This window comes from Paenibacillus sp. FSL R10-2771, from assembly GCF_038000205.1.
Taxonomy (GTDB): Bacteria; Bacillota; Bacilli; order Paenibacillales; family Paenibacillaceae; genus Paenibacillus_AQ; species Paenibacillus_AQ phytohabitans.
The window spans coordinates 7,320,610-7,341,181 of sequence record NZ_JBBOBM010000001.1; the positions used below are offsets into that span (position 1 = coordinate 7,320,610).

The following is a 20,572-nucleotide window of genomic DNA, read 5'->3' on the forward strand; positions in this document are numbered from 1 at the left end:
TCTAAGATTTAAAAATGGTGGAGGCTGAGGGGTTCGAACCCCCGACCCTCTGCTTGTAAGGCAGATGCTCTCCCAGCTGAGCTAAGCCTCCGGGTATGTATGGTAGCGGCAGAGGGGATCGAACCCCCGACCTCACGGGTATGAACCGTACGCTCTAGCCAGCTGAGCTACGCCGCCACACTACAAGTATTGGATTTATAATGGCGGAGAGAGAGGGATTCGAACCCTCGCACCGCTTACGCAGTCTAACCCCTTAGCAGAGGGTCCCCTTATAGCCACTTGGGTATCTCTCCAAATAAATGGTAGCCATGTAAATCCGCACAGGAAATTAATTCCTGAAAACTGAATCCGAAACGAATCTGCGTATTAAAAATTTGGATAAGCCCTCGACCGATTAGTATTGGTCAGCTCCATGCATTGCTGCACTTCCACCTCCAACCTATCTACCTCGTCGTCTTCAAGGGGTCTTACTAATTGGGAAATCTCATCTTGAGGGGGGCTTCACGCTTAGATGCTTTCAGCGCTTATCCCGTCCGTACGTAGCTACTCAGCCATGCTCCTGGCGGAACAACTGATGCACCAGCGGTACGTCCATCCCGGTCCTCTCGTACTAAGGACAGCTCCTCTCAAATTTCCTGCGCCCACGACAGATAGGGACCGAACTGTCTCACGACGTTCTGAACCCAGCTCGCGTACCGCTTTAATGGGCGAACAGCCCAACCCTTGGGACCTACTTCAGCCCCAGGATGCGATGAGCCGACATCGAGGTGCCAAACCTCCCCGTCGATGTGGACTCTTGGGGGAGATAAGCCTGTTATCCCCAGGGTAGCTTTTATCCGTTGAGCGATGGCCCTTCCATGCGGTACCACCGGATCACTAAGTCCGACTTTCGTCCCTGCTCGACTTGTAGGTCTCGCAGTCAAGCTCCCTTATGCCTTTGCACTCTGCGAATGATTTCCAACCATTCTGAGGGAACCTTTGAACGCCTCCGTTACTCTTTAGGAGGCGACCGCCCCAGTCAAACTGCCCGCCTGACACGGTCCCCGTACCCGGTAAGGGCACTAGGTTAGAACCTAGATACGATCAGGGTGGTATCCCAACGGCGCCTCCGCAGAAGCTTGCGCTCCTGCCTCAACGGCTCCCACCTATCCTGTACAGATCGTACCCAAATTCAATATCAAGCTGCAGTAAAGCTCCATGGGGTCTTTCCGTCTTGTCGCGGGTAACCTGCATCTTCACAGGTATTAAAATTTCACCGGATCTCTCGTTGAGACAGCGCCCAAGTCGTTACGCCATTCGTGCGGGTCAGAATTTACCTGACAAGGAATTTCGCTACCTTAGGACCGTTATAGTTACGGCCGCCGTTTACTGGGGCTTCGGTTCACAGCTTCGGGTTTAACCCCTAACCACTCCCCTTAACCTTCCAGCACCGGGCAGGCGTCAGCCCGTATACTTCGCCTTGCGGCTTCGCACAGACCTGTGTTTTTGCTAAACAGTCGCTTGGGCCTTTTCACTGCGGCCCCCTCGGGCTATTCACCCTACCGAGGCACCTCTTCTCCCGAAGTTACGAGGTCATTTTGCCGAGTTCCTTAACGAGAGTTCTTCCGCGCGCCTTAGAATTCTCTTCTCGCCTACCTGTGTCGGTTTGCGGTACGGGCACCTTCTCCTGGCTAGAGGCTTTTCTTGGCAGTGTGAGATCATGACCTTCGCTACTACAATTTTCGCTCCCCATCACAGCCCAGCCTTATCGATGTGCGGATTTGCCTACACATCAGCCTCACTGCTTAGACGGACATATCCATCAGTCCGCGTCACTACCCTCCTGCGTCACCCCATCGCTCATAGCGGATTACGGTGGTACAGTAATTTCAAACTGTTGTCCTTCGACTACGCCTTTCGGCCTCGCCTTAGGTCCCGACTTACCCTGAGCGGACGAGCCTTCCTCAGGAAACCTTGGGCTTTCGGCGGATCAGATTCTCACTGATCTTTTCGTTACTCATACCGGCATTCTCACTTGTATGCTGTCCAGCGCTCCTTACGGTACACCTTCAACCTGCATACAACGCTCCCCTACCCCAGATGCAAAGCATCTAGCCATAGCTTCGGTGGTGTGTTTAGCCCCGTTACATTTTCGGCGCAGAGTCACTCGACCAGTGAGCTATTACGCACTCTTTCAATGGTGGCTGCTTCTAAGCCAACATCCTGGTTGTCTGTGCAACTCCACATCCTTTCCCACTTAACACACACTTGGGGACCTTAGCTGATGGTCTGGGCTGTTTCCCTTTTGACAATGGATCTTAGCACTCACTGTCTGACTCCCGGCAAGAAGTTAATGGCATTCGGAGTTTGACTGAGCTTGGTAACCCTTGCGGGCCCCGCACCCAATCAGTGCTCTACCTCCACCACTCCATTCACCGAGGCTAGCCCTAAAGCTATTTCGGGGAGAACCAGCTATCTCCGAGTTCGATTGGAATTTCTCCGCTACCCCCACCTCATCCCCGCATTTTTCAACATGCGTGGGTTCGGGCCTCCAGTGCGTGTTACCGCACCTTCACCCTGGACAGGGGTAGATCACACGGTTTCGGGTCTACGTCCACATACTCAATCGCCCTATTCAGACTCGCTTTCGCTGCGGCTCCGGCTTCTCACCTTAACCTTGCATGTTAAACGTAACTCGCCGGTTCATTCTACAAAAGGCACGCCATCACCCATAGATCGGGCTCTGACTTTTTGTAAGCACACGGTTTCAGGTTCTATTTCACTCCCCTTCCGGGGTGCTTTTCACCTTTCCCTCACGGTACTGTTTCACTATCGGTCGCCAGGTAGTATTTAGCCTTAGCAGATGGTCCTGCTGGATTCATACGGGGTTTCACGTGCCCCGCACTACTCGGGATCCGTCTCGGAGAGAACACAGTTTAGGCTACAGGGCTTTTACCTCTATCGCGGGCCTTTCCAGACCTCTTCGCCTACCATATTCCTTTGTAACTCCATGTGAGACGTCCCACAACCCCAAGGGGCAAGCCCCTTGGTTTAGGCTGTTCCGCGTTCGCTCGCCGCTACTGACGGAATCACTATTGTTTTCTCTTCCTCAGGGTACTTAGATGTTTCAGTTCCCCTGGTCTGCCTCTGCGTATCCTATGTATTCAGATACGAGTAACTGCGAATTACCACAGCTGGGTTTCCCCATTCGGACACCCCCGGATCAAAGCTTGCTTACAGCTCCCCGAGGCAGTTTCGTTGTTCGCCACGTCCTTCGTCGGCTCCTGGCGCCTAGGCATCCTCCGTGTGCTCTTATTAGCTTAACCAATGCGTTTTCCGTTAGGAAAATCGCTGTAGCAACTAATAACTATTTCAACTTGCTTACACAAGTTTCAGCTAAAAGATGTTCTAAAACGCAAATTCGTTTCGGTATCCAGTTTTCAAGGATCAAGTTCTTGCATATAATCTTGTAAAGAAGTATTGGTGGAGCCAAGCGGGATCGAACCGCTGACCTCCTGCTTGCAAGGCAGGCGCTCTCCCAGCTGAGCTATGGCCCCATAGAGGTATTCAATTCTAAAATGTTATATGGTGGGCCTTGGTGGACTCGAACCACCGACCTCACCCTTATCAGAGGTGCGCTCTAACCAACTGAGCTAAAAGCCCATATAACAGATAACATTGTGAATCAACCAATAAATTGATTGTTCGCTTGGCGGCGTCCTACTCTCCCAGGACCCTTCGGTCCAAGTACCATCGGCGCTGGAGGGCTTAACGGTCGTGTTCGGGATGGGTACGTGTGGAACCCCTCCGCTATCGCCACCAAACGCATACGAAAGAGACTTGCTCTTTCAAAACTGAACACGAGTGAGTGTCCGAACCCGGAGGTTCTATTGCGGAAGCTTACGCTTCCGATTTGAATGTCACCGTTGCAGGTGACGATTCTCCATAGAAAGGAGGTGATCCAGCCGCACCTTCCGATACGGCTACCTTGTTACGACTTCACCCCAATCATCTACCCCACCTTCGGCGGCTGGCTCCCTTGCGGGTTACCCCACCGACTTCGGGTGTTGTAAACTCTCGTGGTGTGACGGGCGGTGTGTACAAGACCCGGGAACGTATTCACCGCGGCATGCTGATCCGCGATTACTAGCAATTCCGACTTCATGCAGGCGAGTTGCAGCCTGCAATCCGAACTGAGACCGGCTTTGCTGGGATTGGCTCCACCTCGCGGTTTCGCTTCCCGTTGTACCGGCCATTGTAGTACGTGTGTAGCCCAGGTCATAAGGGGCATGATGATTTGACGTCATCCCCACCTTCCTCCGGTTTGTCACCGGCAGTCACTCTAGAGTGCCCAGCTTCACCTGCTGGCAACTAAAGTCAAGGGTTGCGCTCGTTGCGGGACTTAACCCAACATCTCACGACACGAGCTGACGACAACCATGCACCACCTGTCTCCGATGCTCCGAAGAGGGGCACTATCTCTAATGCTTTCATCGGGATGTCAAGACCTGGTAAGGTTCTTCGCGTTGCTTCGAATTAAACCACATACTCCACTGCTTGTGCGGGTCCCCGTCAATTCCTTTGAGTTTCAGTCTTGCGACCGTACTCCCCAGGCGGAGTGCTTACTGTGTTAACTTCGGCACCAAGGGTATCGAAACCCCTAACACCTAGCACTCATCGTTTACGGCGTGGACTACCAGGGTATCTAATCCTGTTTGCTCCCCACGCTTTCGCGCCTCAGCGTCAGTTACAGCCCAGAAAGTCGCCTTCGCCACTGGTGTTCCTCCACATATCTACGCATTTCACCGCTACACGTGGAATTCCACTTTCCTCTTCTGTACTCAAGTCACCCAGTTTCCAGTGCGACCCCAGGTTGAGCCCAAGGTTTAAACACCAGACTTAAATGACCGCCTGCGCGCGCTTTACGCCCAATAATTCCGGACAACGCTTGCCCCCTACGTATTACCGCGGCTGCTGGCACGTAGTTAGCCGGGGCTTTCTTCTCAGGTACCGTCACTCCGGTAGCAGTTACTCTACCGGACGTTCTTCCCTGGCAACAGAGCTTTACGATCCGAAAACCTTCATCACTCACGCGGCATTGCTCCGTCAGGCTTTCGCCCATTGCGGAAGATTCCCTACTGCTGCCTCCCGTAGGAGTCTGGGCCGTGTCTCAGTCCCAGTGTGGCCGTTCACCCTCTCAGGTCGGCTACGCATCGTCGCCTTGGTGAGCCGTTACCCCACCAACTAGCTAATGCGCCGCAGGCCCATCCCCAAGTGGCAGATTGCTCCGCCTTTCATTCTCTCTTCAGGAGAGGAAAGAAATTATCCGGTATTAGCTACCGTTTCCGGTAGTTATCCCAGTCTTGAGGGCAGGTTGCCTACGTGTTACTCACCCGTCCGCCGCTAAGTAAGAATGGAAGCAAGCTTCCATTCAAACTCCGCTCGACTTGCATGTATTAGGCATGCCGCCAGCGTTCGTCCTGAGCCAGGATCAAACTCTCCAAATTGTATTTAGAAAGAGCGATTGCTCATTTTGAAACATCTGACGAGAATTTTCATTCTCTTTTTTGGAAGTCACTTTCGTGATTTCCCACTCACTCGTTGTTCAGTTTTCAAAGATCAATGTCTCATCTTTTGTCACCGTCATTTGTTTCAGCAGCGACCTTTATAATATATCACAGCACCTTTGTTTCAGTCAAGCTTTTTTTTAATTTCTTTTTTCGCTTTAGCTTTCAGCAAGTTATCCGAGAACATCTTGCTCAAAGGGCCGAGACTTAATGTATCATAAATCTACAACCCTCGTCAACCATTAAAACAAAGTTAATTTTAAACCCAGCAGCATTAGTACCCCGGGCAGCCCAAGAATCGTTACCGCGCCTATGGTTGTGGGATTCAGCGGGATGTGTACATCCGTTAGAATACCGGAGAAGTTAACGATATAAATTCCGATTGCAGCCAGAATAAGATGAGTTCCAAATACACTTATCCATGCCCACCCCAGTTTTTTTCTGAATACAATTAGAATTAACAGGAGCCCCGACAGAATCAGTACACCCATTGCAACAGTTCTTAGCATTGCGATCCCCCCTTCAATAATTATTCCGGTTACATCGGCAGCCGGCTCCGGTTCAGCCCCAGTCTCTTGGCATGCTTAAGATGGATCTGGTATTTACGCTCGGCCGCCTCGAGTATATAGATGGCATAATCAATCTGGTCCTGCCCCATCGCCTCATCAAACATCAGATATGCCCGTTCCCACTCCGACTGCGCTTTGCGGACCTCATGGTACACTGTACCCCACTCTTCTTCCGTATGGGCATTATTCGCTCCTTCTGCATCTCTGCCCAGCCATTTCGTGTTCCACCATCCCATTGCAATCCCCTCCTATGATTGACTACTGGCGCAGCCGGTGCCGCACACCCGTTAATCTCATACATATCGGAATAGGGACAAACTTAGAACCATGAGTCAGTGCTCGTCTGCTCTTTTGTTGAATGCTGGCTGCCCTGGAGTCTATACCTAATAAAAAAAGAGGCCCCAAGGGCCTCTTCAAGTACAATTCATTGTCAGAACACTCAGAACAGCTCACGACGGCCTTCCAGCGCCTTCGACAGGGTTACCTCATCCGCATACTCAAGATCGCCGCCTACAGGCAAGCCATGGGCGATTCTCGTGATCTTGATCTCGAACGGACGGACTAGACGGGAGATATACATGGCCGTGGCCTCGCCCTCAATGTTGGGATTGGTCGCCATAATCAGCTCCTTGACCCGCTCATCACTGAGTCTGGTCAGCAGCTCCTTCAGCCGTATATCATCAGGTCCGATGCCCTCCATCGGGGAGATGGCCCCCTGCAGCACATGATAGTAGCCGTCAAACTCTTTGGTTCTCTCTATGGCTACCAGATCCTTGGAGTCCTGAACCACACAGATTATCGAAGCATCGCGGGTTTTGTCCTGACAGATCCGGCACGGGTCAGTATCGGTAATATTACAGCAGACCGAGCAATAATGAAGATTCCGTTTGACACTGACCAGGGCTTTGGCGAAATCAATCACCTCATCCTCCTTCATGTTAAGCACATGAAAGGCCAGCCGGGCTGCTGTCTTCGGGCCAATCCCTGGTAAACGTGTAAAAGCTTCTATCAGCTTGGCTAGCGGTTCTGGATAATACAAAGTAATGGTTCTCCTTTGGTCGGGAGTGGAGTAAGCCTAGAATAAGCCAGGGATCTTCATTCCGCCGGTGAATTTACCCATATCGTTGTTAGCCAACTCTTCAGCCTGGGTAAGAGCATCATTAACAGCAGTGATCACCAGATCCTGCAGCATTTCGATATCTTCCGGATCAACAACCTCCGGTTTAATCTGAATGGAGAGCAATTTTTTGTGGCCGTTCACCTGAACGGTAACCACGCCGCCGCCGGATGAGCCTTCAATGGTCTTACCGCCTAGTTCTTCCTGGGCTTTGAGCATCTGCTCCTGCATTTTTTTAACCTGCTTCATCATTTGGTTCATATTATTCATACATCGTCTCTCCTTTGGGATGCGCGTTATCTGCGCTAGTATGCTTGAGGCTCTATTCCTTTATGACAACAAGGTCTTCTCCAAAGAGCTGGATCGCCTCGTCAATCCATGGTTCGGGTTTAGCTTCTATAGTCTCGTGCTCATGCTCCAGATGCAGTTCTTCTGTGCTGGCCTTGGAAGCTGACTTGGTCGCAGCCTCATTCCAGTCACGCAGCATCATCGTCACCAGCCGGTATGGCTTACCCAGCTTAGCAGACATCACATTCTCGATGACCTGCCGGTTGGCCGGCTTCTCAGTCGTATCCCGGTGAATTGTATTCTTGAAGGCGACCAGCACTGCATCTTCCATGACTGCAACCGGTTCTCCATCTACAAACCACGCATGCACAGTTACTTTCTCTTCCTTCACGCCCTGCAGAACCTGGCTCCACTGCTTATACACATTGCCAAAGTCAGCGCTGTCTTTACCCGCAATGAACTTATCGAGCTGCGGCGGAAGCTTGCCTGCAGATGATACTCTTGGAGCGCTTGACGGGGCGGCCGCTCTCTGCGGCGCAGCCTGCTCTCGCCCGCCGGCCACACCTCCGGATTGGATTGCCTGCTCAAGCTTCTTCTCCAGCGCGGCAATCTGCCGTTTGAGTGCATCCAGTTCCCCCGAATCCGCCGGGGAAGAACTTCTTCCCGCTTCCGGTGCTACAGCACTCAAAGACGGAGCGCCCGCTGAAGGAGCCGCATCCTGCTGGGTACTGCACAGCTTCATCAGCGCTACTTCAAATAAAGTCTGCGGGTGAGTGGCATATTTCATCTCACCCAGATAGCGGCTCAGCGTCTCCACAATCAGGAACAGCCGGTCACGGGTAAAGGCTGCTGCCATATCACGGAATTCCGCCGGATTCAGTACACGGTCGGTTAACTGGTCTGCCCCCGGTACCATCTTGATCATAAGTAAATCACGGAAATAATACAAAAGATTCTCCAGACATTTGTCGGCACTCTTGCCCTCGTGCATCAACTGCTCGACAAGCTCCAGCAGCAGCCCCATATCACTCTCCAAAATGGCTGTAGCCAGACGGGCGAACTGTTCGGATGGAATTCCTCCAGTCATGCCCAGCACCTGCTGATACGTCACATTCCCGTCTGTGAAAGACGAGATCTGATCAAGTATGCTCAGCGCATCCCGCATCCCTCCGTCGGACAGACGGGCGATGTACTGCAGTGCGTCCGCATCTGCCGTAATGCCTTCCTTCTGGCATATCTCTCTCAGCCGTCCGGTCTGCTCCTCCAGGGAAACCCGGCGGAAGTCAAACCGCTGGCAGCGTGAGATGATCGTAGCCGGCAGTTTATGCGGCTCTGTCGTAGCCAGAATAAACATGACATGCGGCGGCGGTTCTTCCAGCGTCTTAAGCAGGGCATTGAATGCTTCTGTTGTCAGCATATGCACTTCATCAATAATATACACTTTACGGCGCACTTCGGTAGGTGCATATTTCACCTTATCCCGCAGATCGCGAATCTCTTCAACACCCCGGTTGGAGGCCGCGTCAATCTCCTGGACATCCATTACGTTGCCCGCTGTGATCCGCAGACAAGACGGACATTCATTGCACGGCTCCGGACCCGGACCCCGCTCGCAATTGACCGCTTTGGCCAGTACCTTGGCCGCACTCGTCTTACCGGTCCCCCGCGGGCCGCTGAACAGATACGCATGCGAAACCCGCTGTTCACGGATCGCATTCTGCAGCGTCTGGATAATATGCTGCTGCCCTACCATATCCTGAAACGACTGCGGCCGCCAAGCACGGTACAGCGCGATATGTTCCACTATGCATTACCCTCTCTCAGGCTGCCGCTTTCCGGCATTTGTCGCTAATTTATTATACTATATTCCCCAGTCTTTGACCAAGCAGAAGCGCTTTCGCCGTCCTCTAACGAGGCCTATGCTTCCGATGCAGCGATACCTCATATCACTTTCAGGCATCCGTATCAGCGGGAGTATTAGGATAAAGTAGGATGAAGCATATACTTTCTTATCTTTCAAAAACAAAAAGCATCTTCGCTTGTGGCAAAGACGCTATCATAATAGTATTTAAACCGTGCACCCGTTATTGATGACTGCGATCCAAGCGGCAACCCTACAAAACTGCTCGGGCTAGGCCACCCTCCGGCACAAGAGTAAACTCACTTATGGCTGCTTCCTTCCGGACCTGACCAGGTTCACAAGCACTCATTGCGGAGGACCCAACCGTCAACACAGCCCATAGGAACCAAGGCCTCACATCGACAGCACCTCTAACAGGAATTCAACCTCGCTACAGCGGATTGCGAGTTACAGGGCACCGCTACCTCCCCGTCTAGCACGGCGAAGATAAGTATAGCCTACGGCCGGACAAAAATCAACTAACAATAAAATGGAAGAACAATTAAATGCCGTATTTCTTCTTGAACTTATCAACTCGGCCGCCGGCATCCAGGAACTTCTGCTTGCCGGTGAAGAACGGATGGCAGCTGGAGCAAATTTCGACGCGCAGCTCTTCCTTGGCAGAGCCAGCTTCAAAGGAGTTGCCGCAGGCGCAGGTCACCTTAGTTACATTGTACTTGGGTTGAATTGCTGTTTGCATTTGAATATTCACCTCTCACGCCCTAAGCCTCATGCGGGCTTAGAGTTATATGATTACGCAAGCTACATTTTAGCATGGAAGCTGAGGGGGCTGCAATAGGTTTGGCAAGACTCAACTCAGCGGTTACTGGTGCACTCTGCGCTGCTTGGCACGGGCTAGTTCTGCAGGCGGAACATGAGTGAAGGAACCGATCACAACATCCGGAAGCTCCTCGCGGAAGATCTCCAGCATCGTCTTCATTCCGAGAATCTCACCTTGAGCGGGAGGAATCAGCTCCAGATAGCTCTCCGGGTCAATATTAAGATTCCGCATCTGAATCAGCTTGATATCTGTACGTCTGACGAACTCAACCATCGCCTCAATCTCTTCCTCGCGGTCCGTGACACCCGGGAAGATCAAATAGTTAATGGAAGTATATACACCCTGTGAAGCTGCATATTTCAGGGACTTCTCTACATTAGCCAAAGTATAGCCGCGCGGCTTGTAGTATGCATTATAGTGATCATCCAGCGCACTGATTGTACTGACCCGCATAAGGTCAAGACCAGCATCCACAATGCCGCGGATATGATCGCTTAATCCTGCGTTCGTATTGATATTGATATAACCCATATCTGTAATAGAGCGTACTTCACGGATGGACTCAATGATTATCTTCGCCTGGGTAGAAGGTTCGCCTTCACAGCCCTGTCCAAAGCTTACAATCGACTCCGGCGTCTTCAGGTGCTCCAGCATGACTTGTGAAACTTCGCTCACTGTAGGACGGAAGTTCATCCGCGTCTGCGGCGACACAAACCCGCTGTCATCGGGCTGTTCCGAGATACAGCCGAAGCAGCCGGCATTGCACGAGTAGGAGACCGGAACAGCACCTTCCCAGCGGCCCAAGAAGGTATTGGACGAGGTCAGGCATTCGTATTCCAGTGCGCAGTTGGACAGATGATTATAGAGACGGTTCTCCGGGTACTTGGCGGTCAAATCACTGACGCCAATCTCTACATCCCCGCGGTCACAATTCAAAGGATTCCACTGCTCCGTATCATCTGTAGGATCCGCCGCTACGTAGAATCCGCCATCCTTCCATACTACAGCGGAATAACCGAAGAGCGGAAGCTTATACGTCTTGTCTGTCTTGACATAGCCGGGAAGGCACAGACGGGTAAAGCCCTGCGGCAACAGCGCTCCAACAGCCTGTGAGCCTAAAGGCAACGGCAGCATTTCACCTGTCCCGGGATCCATCCCGATTGCCCGCGTATTAGGCAGCCCCACCAGAGTAGCGCCTTCAGGCAGCGGGATCAATTCTTCCTCCAGTATCTCAACAATCATATCCCCGCTGCGGGCCAGCCCGTACAGCTCGGGATGATCATATACGTTTCCTTGCCCGTCGGCATATACCAAATACATGTTAGTCTCCTCTTGTTATCAATTCTCAGGTTGTAGGTACAGAAGGTGTCTTGGGCCGCGTGGTACGGCGGGCCGATGAGCCGCTGTTCGATGTCCCGCCTTTGCTGGCGGTACTGTTTGCTGACGAAGAATCCTTGTTGCCCGCCACATCAAAAGAGGCCAGGAACTCAGCATTCGTCTTGGTGTCACGCAGTTTCTTCAGGAATCCTTCTACAAAGTCGTAGGATTCATTCATATTTTTACGGATTGACCAGATGGTATCCAGTTCTTCCTTGCTAAGCAATACTTCCTCGCGGCGTGTACCCGAACGGCGGATATCGATGGCCGGGAAGATACGGCGTTCTGCCAGCTTGCGGTCCAGGTGAAGCTCCATGTTCCCTGTGCCTTTGAATTCTTCGTAAATAATATCGTCCATGCGTGATCCGGTATCAATCAGCGCTGTTGCAAGTATGGTCAGGCTTCCGCCTTCTTCTACGTTCCGCGCGGAACCGAAGAAACGCTTAGGACGATGGAAGGCCGCAGGATCAATCCCTCCGCTCAGTGTCCGGCCGGATGGCGGAACTACGAGATTGTAAGCACGGGCCAGCCGGGTAATACTGTCCAGCAGAATAACGACATCTTTCTTGTGCTCGACCAGACGCAGTGCCCGTTGAAGCACAAGCTCAGCCACTTTGATATGGTTCTCCGGAAGCTCGTCGAACGTTGAAGCTACTACCTCGCCCTTAACAGAACGCTGCATATCCGTTACTTCCTCGGGACGTTCATCAATCAGCAGTACAAACAATGCGATCTCAGGATTGTTAGTGGAGATACTGTTGGCAATTTCTTTTAGGAGGAGCGTCTTTCCTGCTTTGGGAGGTGCTACAATCAAACCGCGCTGTCCTAAACCTACAGGAGCAAGCAAATCCATTATACGGGTAGATAAATGGGCAGAGGAAGTTTCAAGCGGCAGCTTGTCTTGCGGATAAAGAGGTGTAAGAGCCGGGAAATGTAATCGTTCAGCTGCACTGGCCGGATTCTCACCATTGACGGCATTAACTTGAAGCAATCCGAAATAACGTTCATTCTCTTTGGGTGTACGGCATTTCCCGGATACAAGGTCGCCGCTTCTAAGATCAAACTTGCGGATCTGCGAAGCCGAGATATAAATATCCTCCGCACTCGGCAAGTAGTTAATCGGTCTAAGGAAACCGTAGCCTTCCGGCAGGATCTCAAGCACGCCTTCCATAAACATAAGACCGCTCTGCTCAGCCTGCGCCCGGAGAATCGCGAAGATCAGCTCCCGCTTCTTGAGCGTTCCGTAATAAGGGATCTGGTATTTCTTAGCCAGCTTATACAGATCGGTCAGCTTCATTTCTTCCAGATCGGAAATTTGAAGATCCATGTGTGATAACCACCTATTCAATTTTTATAATGAGTTCTTCCGGCGTTCTCTGCCGGGCAAAATATGAGTCTATGAAAATGCTTTTTAGGATAGGATTACCCGAATTGGAAGGAGATATGCAGTTTAAAGGCAAATTATGCTCCTTCCAATCGTTCCGGGTACATACTTATTCGTTCTCGCGCCAGACTTCGGCACCTAAATTGCGCAGGTTGCTTACGAGGTTATCATAACCGCGGTCTATATACTCCACGCCTGTCACTTCGGTAATCCCTTCCTCAACGGTGAGTCCGGCAATGACCAGAGCCGCACCTGCCCGTAAATCGGCAGCCTTCACCTTCGCGGCATTGAGCTTGCCGCCCTCAATAATTGCAGAACGCCCTTCGACGCGAATCTTGGCGCCCATACGGACTAATTCAGGGACATGCTTGAACCGGTTGCTGTATACGAAATCGCTCAAGACGCTAACGCCTTCCGCTTGAGTTAGCATACTTGTCATCGGAGATTGCAAATCGGTGGCGAAGCCGGGGTATATCAATGCTTTGACATCAGCATGCTGGTACTTGGCTCTGCCGATGACCCGGATACTCTCATCCAGCTCTTCTATATCTACTCCCATTTCCAGCAGCTTGGCAGTCAGCGCCTCCAGATGCTTGGGAATCACGTTATCTATCAGCACATTGCCACGCGTTGCCGCAGCGGCAATCATATATGTTCCCGCTTGAATTCGGTCAGGAATGATGGAATGGCGGCAACCATGCATTTCAGTTACGCCTTCAATCCGGATCGTTTCTGTACCGGCGCCTTTAATAACAGCGCCCATAGAGTTTAATAGGGTAGCTACATCTATAATCTCAGGCTCTTTAGCCGCATTTTCAATAATTGTAGAGCCTTTGGCACGTGAGGCCGCCAGCATAATATTTATTGTGGCTCCAACGCTGGATACATCCAGATAAATCTTGGCACCACGCAGTTCTTTGGCATACAAGTGAATAGAGCCATGATCGTTGGTTACAGTCGCACCAAGCGCTTCAAAGCCTTTGATATGCTGGTCAATCGGACGCGGCTCAAAATTACAGCCGCCGGGAAGACCAATCGTCGCCTCTTTGAATCTGCCGAGAAGCGCACCCATCATATAATAAGAAGCCCGGAGTTTCTTGACCGGTCCGTTAGGCATGGGAATGGATACGATACGGGAGGGATTAATTCTCATCTGGCTGCCGGTCCACGATACACTCGCGCCAAGCTCCTCCAGAATTTCGGAGTAAACGGCCACATCACTAAGAGCAGGCAGGTTATCCAGCACAACTTCAGATTCCGCCAAAATCGCCGCTGGAATAAGCGCAATTGCGCTATTCTTTGCTCCGCTGATGGTTACAACGCCCTCTAGCGGACGTCCGCCGCCAATCATTAATTTTTCCATAAATTTATCTGGTTCCCCCTACGTGTATTGCGGCTTGTTCTGGCAATACCAGCTGTGGCTTGTGGTGACATGGTGATTAGAAGAAGAAACGGCTGCGCCGCCCTAACTTAAGGACGGCACCCGTTTCTGAGGAAATCTGAAATGACTTTACCGGAAGGACACCGGCTATGCGGTGCACTCTTCTGATAAAGATATGCAGGCGGGACAGCAGGAAATAACCTGTCCCGTTACGCGGCAGAGTTAAAATTACGCTTTGTTGCTGGATCCGAATTCACGGATTTTGCCAATAACGGTTTGTTTGATGGCTTCGCGGCCTGGTGCGATGAATGTACGCGGATCGTAAGCATCCGGTTTAGCAGCCAGAACTTCGCGGACTACTTTGGCAAACGCGATTTGGTTCTCTGTGTTTACGTTGATCTTGGAAGTACCCAGGGAGATGGACTTCTGAATGTCATGTACAGGAATACCAGTACCGCCGTGAAGTACGAGCGGAAGGTTAACTGCATCACGAATTTCTTCCATTTCTTTGAATCCAAGGTTCGGTTCGCCCAGGTAAGGACCATGTACGGAACCCAGTGCCGGAGCCAATGTGTCGATGCCGGTTTCTTTAACGATGCGTACGCATTCGTTAAGGTCAGCGTATTGGATGCCGCCGATAACGTCATCTTCCTGTCCGCCTACAGTACCAACTTCAGCTTCTACAGAAACACCTTTAGCATGAGCATATTCAACGACCTTCTTGGTCATTTCAATGTTCTCGTCGATTGGGTGGTGGGAGCCGTCGATCATTACGGAAGTAAATCCGGCATCGATTGCATCCTTACATTTGTCAAAGCTTGAACCGTGGTCCAAGTGGATTGCTACAGGAACGGTAATTTTCATGTCATGAATAAGACCTTCAACCATCTTAACTACAGTGTAGAAGCCGCCCATGTGACGAGCTGCACCTTCGGATACGCCAAGGATTACTGGTGATTTCTCTTCTTCTGCTGCACCAAGAATCGCTTGAGTCCACTCCAGGTTATTGATGTTGAACTGGCCAACTGCATATTTTCCTTCAAGTGCTTTGGTTAACATGTCTGTCATAGATACTAATGGCATGGTTTCAATCCTCCTAAAATGTTTGAGTTGCTTATATAAGCCGACATCACATACAGGCCTATTATAGCACATCCTGTGTCAAATACTAAATAGGATACACAAAAAAATGTCCCGGTGGGACGATATTCAGCCAGCCCATATTCCTGCGGGACTTTCCCTCTTTAGCGTATCCATAACAGGACTTACCCAAACTGTTCATTTCTAAGCTAGCTGCATTGATCAACCGACTTATTGTGCAGATGCATATTAACGGCAACCCGCATCTCATCGATATCAAACGGCTTGGTGAAATGCATCAGGGCTCCCAGCTTGGTCGCTTCTTTGATCATGTCCAGTTCTCCGTAAGCCGTCATCATAATCACTTTGATCGCCGGGTTCAGCTCCTTCAAATGCTTGAGGATCTCCAGTCCGTCCATCCCCGGGATTTTCATATCGAGCAGAACCATATCCGGCGATTCGTTCTTGACGATCTCGAGTGCCAATTTTCCGTTAGCTGCCTGAAAGGTGGCATAACCTTCACTATTAAACACTTCCATGAGGAGAATCCGGATTCCATTCTGATCATCGACAATTAATACTTTCTTTTTTTCCATACGATACCCTCCCAGAATTTAAGGCAGATTGTCTATACCGCGCCCTCTCACAGCTAACGGCCCCGCTTCAACTTAGTCTATACGAAACCTATTATTCGTGCTTTGTAGCCAAAATCCTGCTAATTGGTTAAAATGCGTAAATCTATGCCATATAAAGGTGTATTTCCAGTTAAAAAGCGGTAGTACAGTCCCCCTTGTAATTCGGGAGATATCATAAATGAGATCTATAACAAGAGAAAATAGAAGAATAAAGTTTTGTAAAATGTATATTTCCTTCATCTCCAAAAAAGAAAGCCCCCGTAAGGAGGCTCCCGCAGGACCGGAAGGCCCTGAAGATAATTATTACAGCTGTTCGGAATGGGTAAGCGATGCTTTGACAAATTCACGGAACAGCGGCTGCGGACGGTTCGGACGTGAAGTGAATTCCGGATGGAATTGCACGGACAGGAACCAAGGGTGACCCGGCAGCTCAACAATCTCAACCAGACGGCCGTCAGGGGAGGTTCCGGAGAAGACCAGACCTGCCTTCTCCATCTCATCGCGGTAAGCGTTATTGAACTCATACCGGTGACGGTGGCGTTCATAGACCAGTTCATCATCATAGCAGGACATCGCCAATGAACCAGGGGAAAGCTTGCAAGGATACAGTCCGAGGCGCATGGTGCCGCCCATATCCTCAATATCCTTCTGTTCAGGCAAGAGGTCAATCAGCGGATACGCGGTAGCCGGATCGATCTCGGAGCTGTTCGCACCGGTCATTCCGAGCACGGAACGGCCGTACTCAATCACAGACACCTGCATACCCAGGCAAATCCCGAAGAACGGAATGGACTGCTCACGCGCATAGCGGATAGCCGAAATTTTGCCTTCGATCCCGCGGTCGCCGAAGCCGCCCGGAACCAGAATGCCGCCGATGCCGCCCAGCAGCTCGTCCACATTCTCATCCGTAACCAGCTCTGCATCCACCCACCGGAGTTTCACTTCGGCATTGGAGGCAAACCCGGCATGCGACAGTGACTCTACAACGCTTAAATAAGCATCATGAAGCGCTACATATTTACCGACAATAGCGATCTCAACGGTACGTTCCAGCTTCTGAATCCGTTCCAGCATGCTCTCCCATTCACGCATATCCGGCGCAGGAGTAGTCAGCTTCAGGTGGTTGACTACAATCTCGTCCAAGCCTTCGTCGCGCAGGTTAAGCGGAACTTCATACAGTGTTGAAGCGTCGCGGCATTCCACAACGGCATTCTTATCAATATCGCAGAACAAAGCAAGCTTGGCCTTCATATCATCGGTCAAAGGATACTCCGTACGGCACACGATCACATTCGGCTGAATTCCGATGCTGCGCAGCTCTTTTACACTGTGCTGTGTCGGCTTCGTCTTCACTTCGCCTGCAGCCTTAATGTAAGGAATCAGCGTAACATGAATGTACATGACATTCTCACGGCCGATGTCACTCTTGATCTGACGGATCGCTTCCATGAACGGCAAGCTCTCGATGTCCCCTACAGTACCGCCAATCTCCGTAATGACCACATCCGAACCGGTCTCACGGCCAGCGCGGAATACCCGTTCCTTGATTTCATTCGTAATATGCGGGATAACCTGAACGGTGCCGCCCAAATATTCCCCGCGGCGCTCTTTGCTGATAACGGAGGAATAAATTTTACCTGTGGTTACGTTGCTGTTCTTCGACAAATTGATATCAATAAACCGTTCATAATGCCCAAGGTCCAGGTCAGTCTCCGCACCATCATCGGTTACAAACACTTCCCCGTGCTGATAAGGACTCATAGTTCCAGGGTCTACGTTGATGTAAGGATCGAATTTCTGGATCGTTACTTTCAGACCTCTGTTCTTGAGCAGCCTGCCCAGCGAAGCGGCGGTGATGCCTTTGCCAAGGGACGACACAACGCCACCCGTTACAAAAATATACTTTGTCACTGTAAAACCCTCCTAAATAAAGTCCAGAAATTCAGGGGACGCTTGTTGTTTATCGTAACCCTTTTTTCCATCATCAAACCGGGGAACCCAAAAGTTGCTTCAGAACCGCCAAAACTTAAGACCAGAGTCCCCAGAATTACGGAAAACCGCAGTTTTTTGGCATTCAAGTAGAAACGGCTTTGCCGTCCTTTAAAGGACGGCACCGTTTCAGCGAGAAAGATAAGGAACATTGATTGCGCGAAGCATATTAATTCTTATCTTTTAAAAAAACAAAAAAGTGACACCCGTAGACCCGGGGCACTTTTTATTTTAGAAAACATATTAACTTTCATTATAAGCCCATGCAATAGTTTACTCTGACGGTCCTGCCCCTGTCAAGGGACGAATTACACCGCCGGAAAGACTATTCTAAAATTTCTCGTCCTCTTCCTCATCATCGGCTTCGTCTTCTTCGCCGTCTTCGGAATCTTCCTCATCCGCTTCGTCTTCGTCAATGTCATCTTCATCAATGACAACATCTTCGTCAACTTCCTCTTCGCTGTCGTCGTCAGAATAGAGGTCGTCGCGATCTTCATCAATCGCATCGAAATCCTCTTCCTCCGCAGCGTAATTCTCTTCTTCTTCGGCAAAGTCGTCATCTTCCAAATCGTCGTCCTCATCGTTGATGATACGTACGCGTTTGGTGTTGCCGACAGGATCATCGGAGCGTTCCAGCGGGTACCAGCGTTTCAGGCCCCAAAGGTTGGTTCCGACACAGGCAAAACGCCCGTCAATGTTAATCTCGGTATATAACTGTGCAATAGTATCTTGGCTCTCTTGATCGGTCATCCCGCGCAGCTTGGCTACCTCGACCATCAGATCACGGTAGTAGTAAGGCGTATTGGCTGCCTTAAGCACCAGGAAAGCCAGGTCGACCATCGGTATTTCTTTAACTTTCTCAGGGTCCAGCTTTAAATTGAGTGGCGTACTCACTAAAGGACACTTCCTCTCACGCATTGTTCACATTACAAATCATGCTTAATTCATGATATCCATTAACAAACCTAAGTAAAACCTATTTGCGTGCAAATTGCAAGTCTAATACACCCGCTTCTGCGGGAAAACGCAGGAGGGCTGATTATCCGTAACCTCTATATAACCCAAATGATTCCCCTAAATTCAAAAAGGCGGAGGGAAACCCTCCGCACATGACTGTATCCACGCCAAGGATCGGCTCCTTACGGGATGTTGCAAAGGGGCCTTGCGGTTCCCTTCTGTTCATTTTATGTAATCCTCCGCCTTTTGACACGATGGGCAGCCCATTTCGCTAAAAAAGGGCAAGTTCCCATTCGGACGTCTGCCTCTTTTCATACTATATGGCAGCACGGCACCGAGGAGGGGACGGCGTAACTTATGGATTATTACGGATTTTGGCAGATGCTGCTTGAAGAGATTAAGGCTGCCCCCACAAATGCCCAGCGGCGTATTGTGACCTTCAACGATCCCCGCATGTATGCCGGAGCGCTATCCCAGTGGAAATCACTTAAGACCAAAACGCCGGGGCTGCGGCAGGTTCAGGTATCTACGCTGATCCGGGCCTTCTTCGTGCCCGCCGCCGGAGCAGGAAAGCTGATGGACCGTTATGCTGATTCCCTATGTATAGAAGAAGATCACCGGATTCAGGTTCACTCCGTGGCACCGGATAAAAGCGGTTCTGCCATGATGCCCTGGGGGGTCAAGTCGATTCACGCCCCGCAGGCCTGGTCCAAATCTACGGGAGTTCATGTGAAGATCGGCGTCATCGATACGGGCGTGGACTTCCGCCATCCCGATCTGAAGCATTCCCTCGCTTCCGGGGTCAATCTGCTGAACCGCGGTATGATGCCGCTCGATGACAATGGCCACGGCACACATATTGCCGGCACCCTGGCTGCAGCCGGAGGGACGCGCGGCATGATGGGCGTAGCCCCCAGGGCGCTGATCTATCCGGTCAAGGCTTTTGACCACAGCGGCTCTGCCTATGTTTCTGATATTGTCCTGGGCATCGATTGGTGCGTGCAGAACAAGATCGATATCATTAACATGAGCTTCGGGATGAAAAACAGAAGCAAAGCCCTGCATGATGTGGTGATCAAGGCCTACCGGGCCGGGATTGCCATCATCGCCTCCAGCGGCAACGACGGCAAGCGCGGCGGGGATTACCCCGCGCGCTATCCGGAGACTATTGCCGTAGGCGCCCTGGACAGAAGGCAGCGCGTCGCCGCCTTCAGCAACCGCGGACCGTATATCGACGTATACGGTCCGGGCGAGGGCATCCCCTCCTGCTGGCTGCGGGAGGGGTATAAAGAAATGAGCGGCACCTCTATGGCGACATCGCATGTCACCGGTGCCGCGGCCCTTCTGCTCGCGCTGCGGCCGGGGCTGTCGCCCCGCGAGCTGAAGCTGCTCCTGCGCCGCACAGCCTCGCCGGTGCGGCTGCGCAAGGGCCAGCGCCGCGCCTCCCTGGGCGGCGGCGCGGCCGATGCGCTGCGCCTGCTGCGCGCAGGCGCCCGGGCGCGGCGCAGCAGCGGCAGCAGCAGCACCGCCAAAGCCGCAGCAGCGGCGAAGGCTTAGCATGCGGCGGT

The 20,572-nt window shown here is 51.4% G+C and carries 14 protein-coding genes, 5 tRNA genes, 3 rRNA genes and 1 other RNA gene; 1 reads left to right on the forward strand and 22 read right to left on the reverse strand.

The window, feature by feature from the left end; translation table 11 throughout:
• Positions 1–15: 15 nt before the first annotated feature.
• The 22 genes from NSU14_RS31645 to rpoE all read right to left on the reverse strand — a co-directional run bounded on the left by NSU14_RS31645 (position 16) and on the right by rpoE (position 18,941).
• Positions 16–91, reverse strand: a tRNA-Val gene (locus tag NSU14_RS31645).
• Positions 92–100: 9 nt separating this feature from the next.
• Positions 101–177 (reverse strand) — tRNA-Met (locus tag NSU14_RS31650).
• A 24-nt stretch (positions 178–201) separates the two neighbouring features.
• Positions 202–293: transfer RNA gene (locus NSU14_RS31655), tRNA-Ser, on the reverse strand.
• Positions 294–374: 81 nt separating this feature from the next.
• Positions 375–3,305, reverse strand: a 23S ribosomal RNA gene (locus tag NSU14_RS31660).
• 155 nt (positions 3,306–3,460) lie between these two features.
• Positions 3,461–3,536, reverse strand: a tRNA-Ala gene (locus tag NSU14_RS31665).
• Between the two features lie 29 nt (positions 3,537–3,565).
• Positions 3,566–3,642, reverse strand: a tRNA-Ile gene (locus tag NSU14_RS31670).
• Between the two features lie 44 nt (positions 3,643–3,686).
• Positions 3,687–3,803: ribosomal RNA gene (gene rrf, locus NSU14_RS31675) — 5S ribosomal RNA — on the reverse strand.
• A 125-nt stretch (positions 3,804–3,928) separates the two neighbouring features.
• Positions 3,929–5,486 (reverse strand): 16S ribosomal RNA (locus NSU14_RS31680).
• The 16S, 23S and 5S rRNA genes sit together here with 5 tRNA genes alongside, the layout of an rRNA operon.
• Positions 5,487–5,788: 302 nt before the next feature.
• Positions 5,789–6,055 carry a pro-sigmaK processing inhibitor BofA family protein gene (locus NSU14_RS31685; RefSeq protein WP_042132733.1) on the reverse strand — a complete coding sequence of 89 codons (267 nt, stop codon included), beginning with the start codon at positions 6,053–6,055 and terminating at the stop codon, positions 5,789–5,791.
• 29 nt (positions 6,056–6,084) lie between these two features.
• Complete coding sequence (locus NSU14_RS31690; protein WP_052421604.1) at positions 6,085–6,351, reverse strand: DUF2508 family protein; 267 nt, start codon at positions 6,349–6,351, stop codon at positions 6,085–6,087.
• A gap of 203 nt (positions 6,352–6,554) precedes the next feature.
• The gene (recR, locus tag NSU14_RS31695) at positions 6,555–7,154 is read right to left on the reverse strand and encodes a recombination mediator RecR (RefSeq protein ID WP_039309653.1); all 600 of its coding nucleotides are present in this window, start codon (positions 7,152–7,154) and stop codon (positions 6,555–6,557) included.
• A gap of 36 nt (positions 7,155–7,190) precedes the next feature.
• Entirely contained in the window at positions 7,191–7,502 is a 312-nt protein-coding gene (locus NSU14_RS31700; protein WP_039309650.1) for a YbaB/EbfC family nucleoid-associated protein, read from the reverse strand.
• Positions 7,503–7,554: 52 nt separating this feature from the next.
• Positions 7,555–9,324: a DNA polymerase III subunit gamma/tau gene (gene dnaX, locus NSU14_RS31705; RefSeq protein WP_340948455.1), complete on the reverse strand. Its 1,770-nt coding sequence runs from the start codon at positions 9,322–9,324 to the stop codon at positions 7,555–7,557.
• A gap of 269 nt (positions 9,325–9,593) precedes the next feature.
• An RNA gene (gene ffs, locus NSU14_RS31710) (signal recognition particle sRNA large type) lies at positions 9,594–9,862 on the reverse strand.
• A 60-nt stretch (positions 9,863–9,922) separates the two neighbouring features.
• Entirely contained in the window at positions 9,923–10,120 is a 198-nt protein-coding gene (gene rpmE / locus NSU14_RS31715) for a 50S ribosomal protein L31 (RefSeq protein ID WP_039309646.1), read from the reverse strand.
• 123 nt (positions 10,121–10,243) lie between these two features.
• Positions 10,244–11,521 carry a radical SAM protein gene (locus NSU14_RS31720; protein ID WP_042132731.1) on the reverse strand — a complete coding sequence of 426 codons (1,278 nt, stop codon included), beginning with the start codon at positions 11,519–11,521 and terminating at the stop codon, positions 10,244–10,246.
• Between the two features lie 25 nt (positions 11,522–11,546).
• Positions 11,547–12,905, reverse strand: a complete 1,359-nt coding sequence (gene rho, locus NSU14_RS31725) for a transcription termination factor Rho (RefSeq protein ID WP_042132730.1) — start codon at positions 12,903–12,905, stop codon at positions 11,547–11,549.
• Between the two features lie 166 nt (positions 12,906–13,071).
• Positions 13,072–14,325: a UDP-N-acetylglucosamine 1-carboxyvinyltransferase gene (locus tag NSU14_RS31730; RefSeq protein WP_039309636.1), complete on the reverse strand. Its 1,254-nt coding sequence runs from the start codon at positions 14,323–14,325 to the stop codon at positions 13,072–13,074.
• Positions 14,326–14,571: 246 nt separating this feature from the next.
• Positions 14,572–15,426, reverse strand: coding sequence for a class II fructose-1,6-bisphosphate aldolase (fba, locus tag NSU14_RS31735; RefSeq protein WP_039309634.1), 855 nt, complete (start codon positions 15,424–15,426; stop codon positions 14,572–14,574).
• Positions 15,427–15,632: 206 nt separating this feature from the next.
• Positions 15,633–16,019, reverse strand: a complete 387-nt coding sequence (locus tag NSU14_RS31740) for a response regulator (protein ID WP_042132729.1) — start codon at positions 16,017–16,019, stop codon at positions 15,633–15,635.
• Positions 16,020–16,361: 342 nt separating this feature from the next.
• Positions 16,362–17,969, reverse strand: coding sequence for a CTP synthase (locus NSU14_RS31745; RefSeq protein ID WP_039309630.1), 1,608 nt, complete (start codon positions 17,967–17,969; stop codon positions 16,362–16,364).
• Between the two features lie 408 nt (positions 17,970–18,377).
• Positions 18,378–18,941: a DNA-directed RNA polymerase subunit delta gene (rpoE, locus tag NSU14_RS31750; RefSeq protein ID WP_039309628.1), complete on the reverse strand. Its 564-nt coding sequence runs from the start codon at positions 18,939–18,941 to the stop codon at positions 18,378–18,380.
• 420 nt (positions 18,942–19,361) lie between these two features.
• On the opposite strand from rpoE, the gene NSU14_RS31755 reads away from it, so the two are divergent.
• A complete protein-coding gene (locus NSU14_RS31755) occupies positions 19,362–20,561 on the forward strand; it encodes a S8 family peptidase (protein ID WP_042132728.1) in 1,200 nt (399 codons plus the stop codon).
• The last annotated feature ends 11 nt before the right edge of the window (positions 20,562–20,572 follow it).

Coding starts and splice junctions, on each gene's coding strand:
- NSU14_RS31690 (WP_052421604.1), bottom strand. CDS start 6,351: ATGGGATGGTGGAACACGAAATGGCTGGGCAGAGATGCAGAAGGAGCG.
- NSU14_RS31700 (WP_039309650.1), bottom strand. CDS start 7,502: ATGAATAATATGAACCAAATGATGAAGCAGGTTAAAAAAATGCAGGAG.
- rpmE (WP_039309646.1), bottom strand. CDS start 10,120: ATGCAAACAGCAATTCAACCCAAGTACAATGTAACTAAGGTGACCTGC.
- NSU14_RS31740 (WP_042132729.1), bottom strand. CDS start 16,019: ATGGAAAAAAAGAAAGTATTAATTGTCGATGATCAGAATGGAATCCGG.
- rho (WP_042132730.1), bottom strand. CDS start 12,905: ATGGATCTTCAAATTTCCGATCTGGAAGAAATGAAGCTGACCGATCTG.
- NSU14_RS31685 (WP_042132733.1), bottom strand. CDS start 6,055: ATGCTAAGAACTGTTGCAATGGGTGTACTGATTCTGTCGGGGCTCCTG.
- NSU14_RS31755 (WP_042132728.1), top strand. CDS start 19,362: ATGGATTATTACGGATTTTGGCAGATGCTGCTTGAAGAGATTAAGGCT.
- NSU14_RS31730 (WP_039309636.1), bottom strand. CDS start 14,325: ATGGAAAAATTAATGATTGGCGGCGGACGTCCGCTAGAGGGCGTTGTA.
- fba (WP_039309634.1), bottom strand. CDS start 15,426: ATGCCATTAGTATCTATGACAGACATGTTAACCAAAGCACTTGAAGGA.
- NSU14_RS31720 (WP_042132731.1), bottom strand. CDS start 11,521: ATGTATTTGGTATATGCCGACGGGCAAGGAAACGTATATGATCATCCC.